9 protein-coding genes are annotated in these 14,664 nt (G+C 69.5%); 4 read left to right on the top strand and 5 right to left on the bottom strand.

What is annotated here, in order from left to right; all coding sequences use genetic code 11:
• Positions 1 to 113: 113 nt before the first annotated feature.
• Complete coding sequence (deoC, locus tag ACZK5N_RS10355) at positions 114 to 827, top strand: deoxyribose-phosphate aldolase (RefSeq protein WP_459018716.1); 714 nt, start codon at positions 114 to 116, stop codon at positions 825 to 827.
• A 334-nt stretch (positions 828 to 1,161) separates the two neighbouring features.
• Here deoC and ACZK5N_RS10360 read toward each other — a convergent pair whose 3' ends face one another.
• Positions 1,162 to 3,027, bottom strand: coding sequence for an ABC transporter ATP-binding protein (locus tag ACZK5N_RS10360; RefSeq protein WP_463624891.1), 1,866 nt, complete (start codon positions 3,025 to 3,027; stop codon positions 1,162 to 1,164).
• 130 nt (positions 3,028 to 3,157) lie between these two features.
• Between ACZK5N_RS10360 and dcd the strand changes: the two genes are divergently transcribed.
• On the top strand, positions 3,158 to 3,733 hold the full coding sequence (dcd, locus tag ACZK5N_RS10365; RefSeq protein WP_459018714.1) for a dCTP deaminase: 576 nt from the start codon (positions 3,158 to 3,160) through the stop codon (positions 3,731 to 3,733).
• 91 nt (positions 3,734 to 3,824) lie between these two features.
• Here the strand turns inward: dcd and ACZK5N_RS10370 are convergent, their stop codons facing one another.
• Positions 3,825 to 5,597: an aminotransferase class I/II-fold pyridoxal phosphate-dependent enzyme gene (locus tag ACZK5N_RS10370; protein ID WP_463624892.1), complete on the bottom strand. Its 1,773-nt coding sequence runs from the start codon at positions 5,595 to 5,597 to the stop codon at positions 3,825 to 3,827.
• A 150-nt stretch (positions 5,598 to 5,747) separates the two neighbouring features.
• Positions 5,748 to 7,304 carry a polysaccharide deacetylase family protein gene (locus ACZK5N_RS10375; protein ID WP_459018712.1) on the bottom strand — a complete coding sequence of 519 codons (1,557 nt, stop codon included), beginning with the start codon at positions 7,302 to 7,304 and terminating at the stop codon, positions 5,748 to 5,750.
• 349 nt (positions 7,305 to 7,653) lie between these two features.
• Here ACZK5N_RS10375 and ileS point away from each other — a divergent pair, with 349 nt between their 5' ends.
• Positions 7,654 to 10,815, top strand: coding sequence for an isoleucine--tRNA ligase (ileS, locus tag ACZK5N_RS10380; protein WP_463624893.1), 3,162 nt, complete (start codon positions 7,654 to 7,656; stop codon positions 10,813 to 10,815).
• Between the two features lie 104 nt (positions 10,816 to 10,919).
• On the opposite strand, the gene ACZK5N_RS10385 is transcribed toward ileS, so the two are convergent.
• Both ACZK5N_RS10385 and ACZK5N_RS10390 read right to left on the bottom strand, forming a co-directional pair.
• Positions 10,920 to 11,915: a Gfo/Idh/MocA family protein gene (locus ACZK5N_RS10385; protein ID WP_463624894.1), complete on the bottom strand. Its 996-nt coding sequence runs from the start codon at positions 11,913 to 11,915 to the stop codon at positions 10,920 to 10,922.
• Between the two features lie 128 nt (positions 11,916 to 12,043).
• A complete protein-coding gene (locus ACZK5N_RS10390; RefSeq protein ID WP_459018709.1) occupies positions 12,044 to 13,219 on the bottom strand; it encodes a DUF480 domain-containing protein in 1,176 nt (391 codons plus the stop codon).
• A gap of 158 nt (positions 13,220 to 13,377) precedes the next feature.
• Between ACZK5N_RS10390 and ACZK5N_RS10395 the strand changes: the two genes are divergently transcribed.
• On the top strand, positions 13,378 to 14,652 hold the full coding sequence (locus ACZK5N_RS10395) for an aspartate kinase (protein ID WP_463624895.1): 1,275 nt from the start codon (positions 13,378 to 13,380) through the stop codon (positions 14,650 to 14,652).
• Positions 14,653 to 14,664 lie beyond the last annotated feature (12 nt).

Consider the following 14,664-nt stretch of genomic DNA (forward strand, 5'->3'; position numbering starts at 1 on the left):
CACCAGAAGTGCCACTCGGGCGGTCGTCGGCCCTCAGACCGGGAGGGCGCGGCAGTAAGCTCGTGTCGGTTGACGTCGGCGGCCCGGTGACCGCCCCGAGGAGAAGGACGGCCATGGAGATCACGCGCTCGGCGCTCGCCCAGATGGTGGACCACACGCTCTTGAAGACCGACGCCACGCGGGCGCAGGTCTCGGCCCTCGTGTCGGAGGCGCGCGAGCTGGGGGTGTACTCGGTGTGCGTGTCGCCGTCGATGCTGCCCATCACCGACGATCTGGGGGACGTGAAGGTGGCCACGGTGTGCGGATTTCCGTCTGGCAACCACACGGCGACGGCGAAGGCCGCGGAGGCGGCGGAGTCGTCGAAGCTCGGGGCTGACGAGATCGACATGGTGATCAACATCGGGCTCCTCAAGGAGGGACGGCCGGAAGAGGTCGAGGCCGAGATCCGCGCCGTGCGCGAGGCCACGACGGGGCTGCTGAAGGTGATCATCGAGTCCGCCGCGCTGACCGATGACGAGATTGTCGCGGCGTGCCGCGCGGCCGAGGCTGCCGGGGCGGACTACGTGAAGACGTCCACCGGCTTCCACCCCGCCGGTGGGGCGTCGGTGCATGCGGTGGAGCTGATGGCGTCGACGGTGGGCGAGCGCCTGGGCGTCAAGGCGAGCGGGGGCATCCGCGACTTCGCGACGGCCAACGCGATGGTCGCGGCAGGCGCGACCCGCCTGGGCCTCTCCGGGAGCCGAGCGGTCCTCGACGGCGCTGAGAGCGCCGGCTCTCCCCGGGTCGCGGAGGCGTCCGGGCACGTCGGCATGGGTTCGGCGTACTGAGCCTCTTCCCCTGTTGCCACCGTCGCGTCCGTCAGGCTCGGGTCGGGATATGGGTTGAGCCGGACACGGCTCTCACGGAGGGTTGTTGAGCCTGATCTGGACACCAACGAGCTTGGATCGATCGAATCGGTGCGGCTGAGCATTGAGACCGATTCCCGGCTCATGACCACTCATCGAAAGCCGTGTCCGGCTCACGCTGAGTTTGAACCATCAAACCCGGTCATCCACGCGACGGGCCTCGATCCCGGCTCAAGTCCACGCGACGAAAGCCGTGTCAGGCTCAACGCGACCCCGCAGAAGCCGTGTCCGGCTCAACCCCAGATTGCGGCAGGGGTCAGTCGCTGAACTGGGTGGCGTACAGCGTCGCGTAGGAGCCGCCGGCGGCGAGAAGTTCGGCGTGAGTGCCCCGCTCGACGACGCGGCCGGCCTCGACGACGAGGATCTGGTCCGCGTGCCGCACCGTCGACAACCGGTGGGCGATCACGATGGAGGTCCGTCCCTCCCGTGCCGTGTCCAACGCCCGCTGGACCAGCGTCTCCGACTCGGAGTCCAGGTGTGCCGTCGCCTCGTCGAGGACCAGTATGGGCGGCGCCTTGAGCAGCAGCCGCGCGATCGCGAACCGCTGCCGCTCTCCCCCGCTCAGCCGATAGCCGCGCTCGCCGACGACGGTACGCAGCCCGTCGGGCAGCCGCCGGACCAGGCCGGCGATCTGCGCCGCGGCGAGCGCCCCCCACAGCTCCTCCTCCGTCGCCGACGGGCGGGCGTAGCGGAGGTTGGCCTCGATGGTGTCGTGGAACAGGTGCGCGTCCTGCGTCACGTAGCCGATCTCGCCCTGCAGCGACGCCAGCGTCAGCCGTCGGACATCCTGGCCCGCGATCTCGACCGCGCCGGAGTCGACGTCGTAGAGCCGCGCGAGCAGATGCGTGATGGTGGTCTTCCCCGCCCCCGAGGGGCCGACGAGCGCCACCGTCTGCCCGGGAAGCGCCTCGAACGTGACCCCCTTGAGCACCGGCTCGTTGGCGGACTCCCCGACGGCGGCCGTCGGCTCCAGGGACTCCAGGGAGACCGTCGCGGCGTCCGGGTAGGTGAACCGGACGTCGCGGAACGCCACCGACGGCGGCCCCGAGACCGGCTCGGCGTCCGGGGCGTCGACGATGAGCGGCTTGAGGTCCAGCACCTCGAACACCCGCTCGAAGCTCACCAGGGCACTCATGATGTCCACCCGCAGGTTCGACAGCTGCATGAGCGGCCCGTACAGCCGGGCGAGCAGGGCCACCAGCGCGGTGAGAGTGCCGATGGTCAGTTGCTCGCGCACCGCCGCCACACCGCCGAACCCATAGAACAGCGCCGTCGCCAACGCCCCCACGAGCGACATCGCCGTCATGAAAACGCGGGAGATCATGGCGATCTTCACCCCGGAGTCCGCCACATCCTTCGACTGCCTGGCGAAGGTCTCGTGCTCAGTACCGAGGTCGCCGAACAGCTTGACCAGCAGCGCCCCGGACACCGTAAACCGCTCCGTCATCGTGGCCGACATCTCCGCATTCTGCGTCATCCGCAGCCGCGACAGATCCGCGAGCTTCGTGCCCACCATTCGCGCCGGCACCATGAAGATCGGCAGCAGCACGAGCGCGGCCAACGTCAGGGGCCAGGAGAGCGCCAGCATCGACGCCAGCACCAGGACGAGAGTGATGGAGTTGCTGACGACAGTCGACAGCGTCGAGGTGAACGCCTGCTGCGCGCCGTTGACATCCGACTGCAGCCGCGACACCAACTTCCCCGTGTGCGACCGGCTGAAGAAGGCGATGGGCATCGTCAGCATGTGATCGAAGATCTGCGTGCGCATCGAGTAGATGAGGCCCTCGCCGATCCGCGCAGAACACCACCGTTCCACGATCTGCAGCAGGGCGGAGCCGACAGCCATACCCGCGACGGCGACCGCCAGCCACACGACCAGAGCCTCGTCGCCCGCGAGCACGCCGTCGTCGATGATCCGCTGGAACAGCAGCAGGGGTGCCACCGACAGCGCGCTGCTGATGACGACGGTGATGAGGAAGACGACGATGAGACCCTTGAAGGGTGCGCCGTAGGCGATGACGCGACGAGCGGTGCCGCGGTCCAGCTTGTGGTGCGTGATCTCCGGATCCGTGGCGAGTCGTCCCAGCATCCGCCCGCCGCCCATGCCGCGCCCCACGCTCATCCGCCACTCCTCGCCGCCCACCCTCGGGCTGGATGCCGGGCATCACGCCGCGGCTCCACCAGCGTAGCCGCGCGGTCCCGCGGGGCGTGGCCGTCTTCCTGCGGGAGGCGTGCGGCACTAGGCTCAGCCCATGCTGCTCAGCGATCGCGACATCCTCGGGGAAGTTCACACCGGGGGCATCCTCCTCGACCCGTGGGATCCGGGCATGGTCCAGCCGTCGAGCGTGGACGTCCGCCTGGACAAGTTCTTCCGGGTGTTCGAGAACCACCGCTACCCGTCGATCGACCCGTCGGTGGAGCAGCCAGACCTCACCCGCCTCATCGAGACCCCCGTCGACGAGCCGTTCGTCCTGCATCCGGGTGAATTCGTGCTGGGCTCGACGTTCGAGCGGGTCACCCTGGGTGCGGCTGTCGCGGCGAGGTTGGAGGGAAAGTCGTCGCTGGGGCGCCTCGGCCTGCTCACGCACTCGACGGCGGGCTTCATCGACCCGGGCTTCTCGGGCCACGTGACCCTCGAACTGTCGAACATGGCCACCCTGCCGGTGAAGCTGTGGCCCGGGATGAAGATCGGGCAGTTGTGCTTCTTCCGCCTGAGCTCGCCGGCCGAGCACCCGTACGGTTCCGTGAAGTACGGGTCGCGGTACCAGGGCCAGCGCGGACCGACGCCGTCGCGCTCGCACCTGAACTTCCACCGCACCCAGGTCTGACCAGCCGGGCCTCCATGTGGAGCATTGCGTCGCGCAATGACCCACACGCGCTCCGAGGCGACCCACCGTCGGCAACCCCGCTGGAACCGGGTCAGGGCCGGGGCGGCTCGATCCGCAGCGACACGCCCTCTCCGACGTCCAAAATGGTTCCCATCTCGACCCTCACCGCTGCCCCGTGGCGCAGCGTGAACGGCTCACCGTCGGGCGGCAGCACGAGGGTGCCGTTGATCGAGTGCAGGTCCCGCACCACCACGTCGTCCGTGAGTGCCTCGACGACCAGGTGGTTGCGCGAGATGTCCAGGTGCGGGCTCGGCACCCGCAGCAGGTCGGCATCCTCGTAGCCCGCCGCGCGGCGGGGGTCGCGGCCGATGACCACCGCCGTGACCACGTTGACGAACTCCCCACCGTTGGTGTGCACACCGGCCAGCGGGGGCGGGACGACGTGCCGGGCCGCGGGACCGCGGGCCTGGACGGCGGGCATGGGCGCCGTCTGGGACACCTCTGGGATCACGGCAGGCATCGGCGCCGTGTGCGGACCGTCTGAGACCACGGCGGGCATCGGCGCGGTATGTGGACCGTCGTCGACCACGATGGGCATCGGCGCCGTGTGCGGGCCGGACTCCCCCCGCCCCGGTTCCGTCTCCACCACCCGGGTGGGCTCCGAGTCGGGGTTCTCGCCAGGCTCGTCGTCCTGCGGCGGCTCCCAGGTCTCCGGCTCGGCACGCCTCGCGCGCGCTGCCGCGACCTCCGCGCGAACCTCCACCAACGAGGAGGCCATCCGCTCCACCGCCTCCGCGATGATCTCCCGCGACGTGGCCAGATTCACCCGGACGAACTGTGTCGTGTCGGGGGAGAACTCGCGGCCGAAGTTGAACCGCACCCGCCCGAAGCCGTGGAAGTGTCTGCCCGGGTTCTCCAGGGCCAGCGGCGAGCAGTCCAGCCACGCCAGATAGGTCCCGTCGGAGGGCGTGTAGCTCAGCTCCGGCACCAGGGCGGCGAGCCGTTCGGCAAAGAACTGCTTGTTCGCCGCGACCTCCGCCGCCGCCTCGGCCACCCAGTCGCGCGCCTCGTTGAAGGCCGCCGAGTGGGCCAGCACGCCGAAGTAGCTGGCACCCTCGGGCGTCATCGGGTTGAGGCGCGCCAACACGTCCCGGTCCCCGATGACCAGCGCCGCCTTGAGCGCCGCGAGGTTCCACGACTTCGACGCCGACGTCACGATCACCGCATTGCCCGCACCCGGCACCGCCAGGTACGGCGTGTGGGCGGCCCCTGCCAGCGGGGCGTGGATCTCGTCGGAGACCACCACCACCCCGTGCCGCTCCGCGAGTTCGGCCACGCGGGCCAGTTCGTCGGCGGTGTGGATGGTGCCGTTGGGATTGTGCGGCGAGCACAGCAGGTAGATCTTCGGGCGGTGCTCGGCGAATGCGGCCTCGAGCGCGTCGAGGTCCAGGCGGTCATCGAGCAGCGGCACGTCCACCAGCCGCCGCCCTGTGGTGGTCACCACATGACGGAAGGGCGGGTAGATCGGCGAGTTGATGACGACGGCGTCCCCCGCCGCCGCGAACGCGAGCACCGCCTCGCGCATGGCCGTGACCACGTCCGTGGCTAGTGTCTGGTCCGCCACACCGATGCGCCAGCCCCACTGCCACTCGGCGTACTCGGCGAACGCCTCCTGGTACGTGGGCAGTTCCGGGTACCCGGTGTCCCCGTCGGCCAGCGCCCGCTCCAGCGCGGCCCGGATGGGCGGCGCGAGGTGGGCGTCCATCTCGGCCACGAACATCGGCAGCACGTCGGGCTCCCAGCGCCGCCACTTGATGGTGCCGCGACGGCGCAGCTCGCTCAGGGGGACGTCGAAGATCGCCATGGCCCAAACCTAGTGGCCATCGCGGCAGCGGGACGCCAGTAACCGCCTCCACGCTCACCCCCGCGGAGGGAGACCGCCGCTACGGGCTCGATTCCGCGGCCAAGCCCCTCGCACCAGCCCTCATAGACGCCGGGGGAACGCGGCTCCGCGTCAGCCGTCCAGGAGGGTGCTGATCGTGGCAAACGTGTAGCCGCGAGCGCGGATGTCGTTGATCATCCCCTGGAGCGCATCGGCGTCGAGCGTCGACCCATCATCCGGGTGCGCTCCGACGTGCATCAGCACAACCGCACCGGGCTGGAGCGCCGACAGGACTCTCTGGCGGACGATGCTGGTGGTGATGCCTCCTGTGGTCCCCTTCCATCCCAACGTGTCCACCGTCCATCGGATGGGGATGTATCCAGCGTTGTTCACCACCTGGATGTCATAGTCCGTCCGGTCACCGAAGGGGAAGCGGAACACGGGCCTGGCGGGTTTCCCGGTCAGAGAGGTGATGGCCGACTCCGCGGCAGCGAGCTCCGCCCGGATCCCCGCATCGGTGAGCTGCGTGAAGTACGGATGCGTGTTGCTGTGGTTGCCGACGGGGTGGCCGGCCTGCGACATGTCGCGCACATCGCCCGGGAAGTCGCGAGCGAAGTCACCCGTGACGAAGAATGTGGCCGGGACCCCGTTGGCCTTCAGCGTCGCGATGATCGGGTCCACAGCACGGTTGTCGGCACCGCCGTCGAACGTGAGCGCCACCACCTTCCGGGTCGTCGGGAACACCTCGATGTCCTGGCCCCGCCACTCCTCCACCAGGCTGGACGCCGTCCGGATGAGCGTGAACTGGTTGGAGTAGTACGTCCCCCAGGGGGTGCCTGCCCCCACGCGGTACGTGTACGTCCCCGGCGTTGACTGGCCGTACGTCAACGGGATGACGAAGTAGCCGGTGGCATCCGTTGTGCGGATCTGCGATGTGCTCCACCCCGTGGACAGCAACACCTGGGTCCAGACCCGGCCTCCGCCGTAGCCGTGGACGGTCCCCCACGTGTTGGTGGGCTGGTCCACCTCCTTGGTCCCGGCGCTGTAGGCGTCCACCTTCACGGTACGGGTGAGCACGAACGACTGGGAGTACACGGTGCCCATCGACGTGCCGGCGCCCACGCGGAAGGTCTGGCCCCCCACGGTGTCGATGCCGTAGGTCAACGGAATCGCGAAGTAGCCGGATGCGCTGGCGGTCCTGACCTGCGAACGCGACCACGTCCCGTTCACCAGCGCCTCCGTCCAGACCACCCGGTTGGCGGCGCGCGGCATGGTGGCCCAGACGTAGGTCGTCTCGCCGACGGGTTTGGTGCCGGCCCAGTTCGGCTGCCAGGGCGTACGTGTGAGATCGAACGGAGCGGAGTACACCACGCCCGCACTGGTCCGGGCACCCACCCGGTACCGGTAGGAGCCCGGCGTCAGGAACCCGTAGGTCAGCTCGAGGACGAAGTAGCCGGTGCTGTCACTCCTACCCACCTGGGAACGGGACCAGGTCCCCCCCACCAGCACCTCGGTCCACACGTCGGTCGAACCGGTTTCGGTGACCGTGCCCCAGACGTTCGTCGCAAAGCCCACGGTCTTGGTCCCAGCGCTGGAAGCGCTGACGGCTGGGGAGGCAGCTGCCTGTGGTGCTGTTCCCACCAGCAACGCCAGCGCTGCGAGGATGGCGAGGAACCTTCGGAGCCTCATACATTGACACTACGCCCGAGGCCACCCGATTGCCATGCCCTGTCCCCGCGCGCATGTCAAGGGGTGGGGGCTGGGTGGGCGGGTGCACCCGAGTCCATTTCCGCGGCACCATCGCCTCACCGGTCCGCGAAGCCCTTCGACTTGACGCCGACGGCATAATGGAGCCCGTCGCACGGCACTGATGAGGCCATCACCTCGGAGCTGCCGGAAGAACGGCGGTGACACCCGCCCAGTAGAACCGGCCGCGGCAGCAACAAGTGGGGTGCCCCAGGCACCCAAGAAGGGTGGTACCGCGGGCCTCGGCTCGTCCCTTCACAGCTCAGCGACGACCGATGAGAAGGACCACCCGATGACCGACGATCCCACCATGGAGACTCCCGGCTACCGAGCCGTGCCCGCGCAGGTGGACTTCCCCGCACTGGAGCACGAGATCCTCAGCCTGTGGGAGGAGCGCGACACCTTCGCCCGCTCACTCGAGCGCACGGCCGACGGCGAGCCGTGGACCTTCTACGAGGGCCCACCGACCGCCAACGGCATGCCTGGCACGCACCACATCGAGGCGCGCGTCTTCAAGGACCTGTTCCCGCGCTACAAGACCATGCGTGGCCACCGCGTCGAGCGGAAGGCCGGCTGGGACTGCCACGGCCTGCCCGTCGAACTTGCCGTCGAGAAGGAGCTGGGCTTCTCCGGCAAGGCGGACATCGAGGCGTTCGGGGTCGAGGCCTTCAACGCGCAGTGCCGCACGTCCGTGCTGCGGCACGTCGACGCGTTCACCGAGCTGACCGAGCGTATGGGCTACTGGGTCAACATCGACGACGCGTACGTGACCATGACGCCGGAGTACGTCGAGTCGCTGTGGTGGGCGCTCAAGCAGATCCACGGCAAGGGCCTCCTGGAGGAGGACTACCGTGTCGCCCCGTACTGCCCGCGCTGCGGCACCGCCCTCTCGGACCACGAGCTGGCCCAGGGCTACGAGGACATCACCGACCCGTCGATCTACGTCCGCTTCCCGCTCACCTCGGGTCCCCTGGCCGGCGAGGTGGACCTTCTGGTGTGGACGACGACGCCGTGGACGCTGGTCAGCAACACGGCCGTCGCGGTCCACCCCGAGGTCACCTACCGCGTGGCGACGCACCCGGAGCAGCGCTCTCTGGTCGTGGCCGAGGCCCTCGCCGACAAGGTGCTCGGCGACGAATGGACCCTCACCGACACCTTCCTCGGCCGCGACCTCGAGCGCTGGACCTACCAGCGACCCCTCGAGCTCGTGGAGTTCCCGGCTGCAGCCCACTTCGTCGTGCTGGCCGGGTACGTCACCACAGAGGACGGCTCGGGCCTGGTGCACCAGGCGCCGGCCTTCGGCGAGGACGACATGCACGTCTGCCGCGCCTACGGCCTCCCGTTCGTGAACCCCGTCCTACGCGACGGCACCTTCGAGCCGGACCTGGACCTCGTCGGCGGACAGTTCTTCAAGGACGCGGACAAGGCGATCGTCGCGGACCTGCAGGCCCGCGGCCTCATGTTCCGGGTGCTGGACTACACCCACAGCTACCCTCACTGCTGGCGCTGCCACACGCCCCTGCTCTACTACGCCATGCCGTCGTGGTACATCCGCACCACCAAGATCAAGGACCAGCTGCTGGCCGAGAACGAGGCCACCACCTGGTACCCGGACACCATCAAACACGGCCGCTACGGCGACTGGCTCAACAACAACATCGACTGGGCGCTGTCGCGCACCCGCTACTGGGGTACCCCGCTGCCGATCTGGCGGTGCGAGGACGACCACCAGGTGTGCGTCGGGTCGCGGGCCGAGCTCAGCGAGCTGACCGGCACGGACCAGAGCGCGCTGGACCCGCACCGCCCCTTCGTCGACGACATCGCCTTCGCGTGCCCCACGTGCGGGAAGGAAGCGCGACGGGTGCCCGAGGTGATCGACGCCTGGTTCGATTCGGGCGCCATGCCGTTCGCGCAGTGGGGCTATCCGCACGCCCCCGGCTCCGAGGCGGTGTTCGCGGAGCGCTACCCGGCGGACTTCATCTGCGAGGCCATCGACCAGACCCGCGGCTGGTTCTACTCACTCATGGCCATCGGCACGCTGGTCTTCGGCGAGTCGTCCTACCGCAACGTCGTGTGCCTGGGCCACATCCTGGCCGACGATGGCCGCAAGATGAGCAAGCATCTCGGCAACGTGCTGGAGCCGATCCCGCTCATGGATCAGCACGGCGCGGACGCGGTGCGCTGGTTCATGGCCTGCTCAGGATCGCCGTGGATGGCCCGTCGCGTGGGGCATCAGGCCATCGGCGAGACGGTCCGCAAGGTGCTGCTCACCTACTGGAACACGGTGGCCTTCCACACGCTGTACGCGCGCGCCGCGAACTGGACCCCGTCCGGCGAGGCCCCTCCGGTAGCTGAACGGCACGTGCTGGACCGCTGGCTGACGTCGGCCACGCAGCAGCTGATCCTCGACACCACCCGCGCGCTGGACACCTTCGACACCCAGCACTACGGAGCGGTCCTCAGCCAGTTCATCGACGCACTGTCGAACTGGCACGTGCGGCGGTCCCGCCGTCGGTTCTGGGCGGGCGACGACGGCGCGCTCTGGACCCTGCACGAGACCCTCGACGTGCTCACGCGCCTGCTGGCGCCGATCATGCCGTTCGTCACCGAACGCGTGTGGCAGGACCTGTTCTACGCGGCGGATCCCGCGGGCCCGGATTCGGTGCACCTCACCGACTGGCCGGTGGCCGACGAGTCGCTCATCATCCCCGAGCTCACCGAGGCCATGCAGGTCACCCGCCGCACCGTCGAGCTGGGCCGCTCCGCGCGGGCCGAGTCGAAGGTCAAGATCCGGCAGGCACTGCGCAGGATGCTCGTGCCCTCATCGATCTTCGAGCGCTTGTCCGCCGAGCTCCAGGCCGAGATCCGCGCGGAGCTCAACGTGGAGTCGATCGAGTCGTTCGCGTCGCACGGCGACCTGGTGGACTACTTCGCGAAGGGCAACTTCCGCAGCCTCGGCCGGCGGTTCGCCAAGCGCACCCCGGTGATCGCCAACGCCATCGCGGAACTGGACGCCGCCTGGCTGGCCAAGGAGCTGCGCGACCTCGGCCGAGCCGTGGTGCGGGTCGACGGCGAGGATCACGAGCTCACCCCCGAGGACGTCCTGATCACCGAACGCCCCCGCGAGGGCTGGTCCGTGGTCAACGAACAGGGCGAGACCGTGGCGCTGGACCTCGAGCTCACCCCCGAACTGATCCGCTCAGGTCTTGCCCGCGAGGTCATCCGGTTCATCCAGGAGTCGCGCAAGCGTGCGGGCCTGGATGTGTCGGACCGGATCACGGTCGTGCTCGAGGCGGACGCCGACATGGCTGAGGCCGTCGAGGTGCACCGTGGGTTCATCGCCGAGGAGGTGCTGGCGGTGCAGCTGGAGTCCGGCACCGTCGAGGCGCCCACCGACGAGGATGCCGAGCTGGGCGTCAGGCTGGCCCTGCGCAAGGCGGACACCCCTACATAGGCCCTTGACAAGGGCACTCGGCGGTGTTGTACTCGAAAGATCCATCGTGTGGATCACCAGCGGGTCCTCCACCACCGGATGTGGGGGGGACCAGGAGGCTGCCGTCAACCCAGGTCGACGGTGGCCTCCTGGTGTGTGATCCCGGCCTGGTGCAGGCAGGCCTCCAGGATTCGCATCACCTCGATGGTGTCGCACAGCGGCATCGTCGGTGATTCGGTGAGCCCCTCGCGGACGCGCTGAGTGACCTCGGCGAACTCGTGGCTGTATCCACGGCCCTGCGGCAACGCCTCGATGATGCGGGGCAGGACGCCGTTGCGGTGCACCGTGATCATCGACGAATGGTGGAAACGCGGCTCCACCTCGATCCAGCCCTTCGTTCCGACGATCACCATGCGTCCTGGGCCGTAGCCGTCGAACCCGAAGGTCAGCGAGGACAGGCCGTCGCCCGCGTGCACCAGGTTGAGCGTGCAGGCCCGCTCCACACCTGAGGGGTAGAGGCGGGAGCGGCTGCAGATCTCCTTCGCCCCGCCGAGGAACGCCTGAGCGAAGCTGACCGGATAGACGCCGAGGTCCAGGATGGCGCCGCCGCCCAGCTCGGGGGTGAAGAGGCGATGGTCGGGCTGGTATTCGCGGAACGCGTACAGGTCGCCCTGGACGCCGACGACGTCGCCGATCCGGCCCCAGGCCACCACCTCGCGCGCCGCCGCGATGACCGGGAGGAAGCGCGTCCACATGGCCTCCATGGCGAACACGCCCTTCGCGCGCGCAGCGTCGACCACCTCCTGCGCACCGGCCAGGGTCGCGGTGAAGGCCTTCTCCACGAGCACGGCTTTGCCGTTGGCGATGGCGGCCAGCGCCACATCACGGTGCTGCGGGTGCGGGGTGGCGATGTAGACCACGTCGACGTCAGGTGATTCGAGCATCTCGCGGTACGAGCCGAACGCGAGTCGCACGCCGTGCTTGGCGGCGAAGTCCCGGGCTCTGGTCTTGGCGCGGGATGCCACGGCCACCAGCTCGGCCCCTGGGACGAACTGGAAGTCGCCAGCCACGCCGTTGGCGATGGCGCCTGTCCCCACGATCCCCCAGCGAACGGTAGTCATGGCCACAGGCTAGTGCCGCCGGTGGATGCCGGGGCGTGAATCGGCAGCGGCTTGGCCGTTCGGCGCGACGCCCGGACGCCTGGCGGCCAGCCACCAGGCGCGGAGGTGCGCGGGGGACCGGGGTGCGGTCATCCGCGACGCGCGAGCAGGTACAGGCGATCCGCCGGGTCGTCGTCGGAGACCACGTAGGCTTCCACGCCGCCCAGCCCCACGGCCGCGACCGCGCGTCTCACGTCAGCGACGTCGTGGCGCACGAAGGTGAGGTCCACGGCCTCCCCGAACCACTCGTCGCGATGGTCGACGGCGTTGCCCACCTGCAGCGCCACGGCCAGCACCCCGCCCGGCAGCAGCACCTCCGCGAGCCCGCGCAGCACGGCCTCGAGCTCGCTGGGCGCGAAGTGCACCAGCGAGAACCACGCCGTCACGCCACCCCAGCCCGCCGCGGTGGTGGGGCGCAGTAGCCGCCGCAGGTCCCCCACCTCGAACTCGTCCTCCGGGTACCGCGACCGCGCCTCGGCGACCATCGACGGTGACATGTCGAACCCGACGGGGTCGGCCCCCGCCCGCGCGAGGAACGCCGTCACCACCCCGGCTCCACAGCCCACGTCCGCGGTCCGGTGCGGCCCTGCCAGCTCGGCGACTCGGGTGAGGAACCACTCCTCGAACGGTGTCAGCGCCGCCCGCTCCTCCGCGTACAGCGGCGCGACGGCGTCGTAGGCCGCCACGACGGCGGCGTCGCGGGCGTCGGTCCCCCCGGCCAGCACCTGTTCGCGGTCCACGCCGGCCGGCGCCGCGTCCACCGGTGGCTCGCCCAGCAGGTGCAGCCACCGCGGGTCCTGCTGCCCCGGTCTGCGCTCCAGTTCCACCACGAGCGGTTCTTCGCGCGCGGCCAGGCCGGTGAGGCAGGCTTCGACGGCCGCCCGGTCCGCGAACGCGCACATCCGCTCAGCGCGCGTCCTCAGCTCGCCCGCAGTCTGCGGACCGCGGAGCAGGAGGAGCGTGACCAGCGCGCGCTCGTCGTCGGCCACCTTCAAGGCGTCCACCGCGGACTGGGCGTACTTGAGCGTCCGCTTGCCGTAGTCCAGCCAGGTCACGCGCACCAGCCCGCGCTCCTTGAGCGAGCGGAGCGCGTCCTGCACCGTGCGCTCGTCGTACTCGACGACGGGGTCGCGGCTGTTCCTCTGGTTGCAGGCGGTGCGCAGGGCGTTGAGCGTCAGGGGGTAGGTGTCGGGCACCGTGACCTCCTTCTCGAGGAGGCACCCGAGCACGCGCTGTTCTTCGGCGGTGAGGATCGGCAGCGTCACACCGTCGACACTACTCCCGCCCCTTCGAGACGGCTGCCGGTCGCCGCGCGACGCCGGCCCCCTGCAGGCAGATGGGTCCCGGATCGGGCGCGCGGCGGACGTCCTTCACGCCGTCGGGCCGGGGCAACTATCCTGTGACGGGTTCCAGGAGGTCAGGCATGGGTCGCATTGTCCAGAAGTTCGGTGGGTCGTCGGTGGCGGACGCCGAGTCGATCAAGCGCGTGGCGCGGCGCATCGCACGCACGCGGGCGGAGGGTCATGACGTCATCATCGTCATCTCGGCCATGGGGGACACCACCGACGAGCTGATGGACCTCGCGCTGAAGGTGTCGCCCCAGCCGAAGTCACGCGAGCTGGACATGCTGCTGACCACCGGTGAGCGGCAGTCGGCCGCGCTGCTCGCGATGGCGCTGTCGGACCTGGGCGTCGACGCCGTGTCCTACACCGGCTCGCAGGCCGGCGTCATCACCACCCCCACGCACGGCAACGCCCGGATCATCGACATCACCCCCGGCCGCGTCGAGAGGGCACTGACGGAGGGCAACGTCGCCATCGTCGCCGGCTTCCAGGGAGTGTCGCAGACCACCAAGGACGTCACGACGTTGGGCCGCGGCGCGTCGGACACCACCGCCGTCGCGCTGGCCGCCGCGCTCGGCGCCGATTACTGCGAGATCTACTCCGATGTCGACGGCGTCTACACCGCAGACCCGCGGATCGTGCCGTCCGCCCGGCACATCGCGCAGATCGGGTACGAGGACATGATGGAGATGGCCGCCTCGGGCGCCAAGATCCTGCACCTGCGCTGCGTCGAGTACGCGCGCCGCGAGGGAGTGCCGGTCCACGTGCGCTCCTCCTTCACCGACAAGCCGGGCACCTGGGTCAAGAGCCAGGACGAGATCGACAAGGACGAATCCATGGAAGAAGCCATCATCACCGGCGTCGCGCACGACCGCGGCGAGGCCAAGGTCACCATCGCCGGTGTCCCGGACAAGATCGGCGAGGCCGCGCGCATCTTCAAGGCCATCGCCGAACACGAGATCAACATCGACATGATCGTGCAGAACGTCTCCCGCCTCAGTGACGTCAAGACCGATATCTCCTTCACCCTCCCCATGACCGACGGCGCCCGCGCGATCTCCGCGCTGGAGGCCATCAAGGACGAGGTGGGCTTCGACGAGCTCCTCTACGACGACCAGATCGGCAAGGTCTCGGTCGTGGGCGTCGGCATGCGCTCACATCCGGGGGTGTCGGCCACCTTCTTCGAGGCTCTCGCCAGCGTCGAGGTGAATCTGCAGATGATCTCCACCTCCGAGATCCGCATCTCGGTCATCGTGGGCGCCGACGACGTGGACCGGGCCGTGCTGGCTGCCCACTCGGCCTTCGGGCTGGACGCCGACGAGGCCGCGACCGTCTACGCCGGCACCGGCCGCTGACCCCTGTCCGGG

The organism is Tessaracoccus pujii, from assembly GCF_055326215.1.

Bases quoted from the DNA above. Each gene is read 5' to 3' on its own strand.
- ACZK5N_RS10375 (WP_459018712.1), bottom strand. From the start codon at position 7,304: ATGAGGCTCCGAAGGTTCCTCGCCATCCTCGCAGCGCTGGCGTTGCTG.
- ACZK5N_RS10360 (WP_463624891.1), bottom strand. From the start codon at position 3,027: ATGAGCGTGGGGCGCGGCATGGGCGGCGGGCGGATGCTGGGACGACTC.
- ACZK5N_RS10370 (WP_463624892.1), bottom strand. From the start codon at position 5,597: ATGGCGATCTTCGACGTCCCCCTGAGCGAGCTGCGCCGTCGCGGCACC.
- dcd (WP_459018714.1), top strand. From the start codon at position 3,158: ATGCTGCTCAGCGATCGCGACATCCTCGGGGAAGTTCACACCGGGGGC.
- deoC (WP_459018716.1), top strand. From the start codon at position 114: ATGGAGATCACGCGCTCGGCGCTCGCCCAGATGGTGGACCACACGCTC.
- ACZK5N_RS10395 (WP_463624895.1), top strand. From the start codon at position 13,378: ATGGGTCGCATTGTCCAGAAGTTCGGTGGGTCGTCGGTGGCGGACGCC.
- ACZK5N_RS10385 (WP_463624894.1), bottom strand. From the start codon at position 11,915: ATGACTACCGTTCGCTGGGGGATCGTGGGGACAGGCGCCATCGCCAAC.
- ileS (WP_463624893.1), top strand. From the start codon at position 7,654: ATGACCGACGATCCCACCATGGAGACTCCCGGCTACCGAGCCGTGCCC.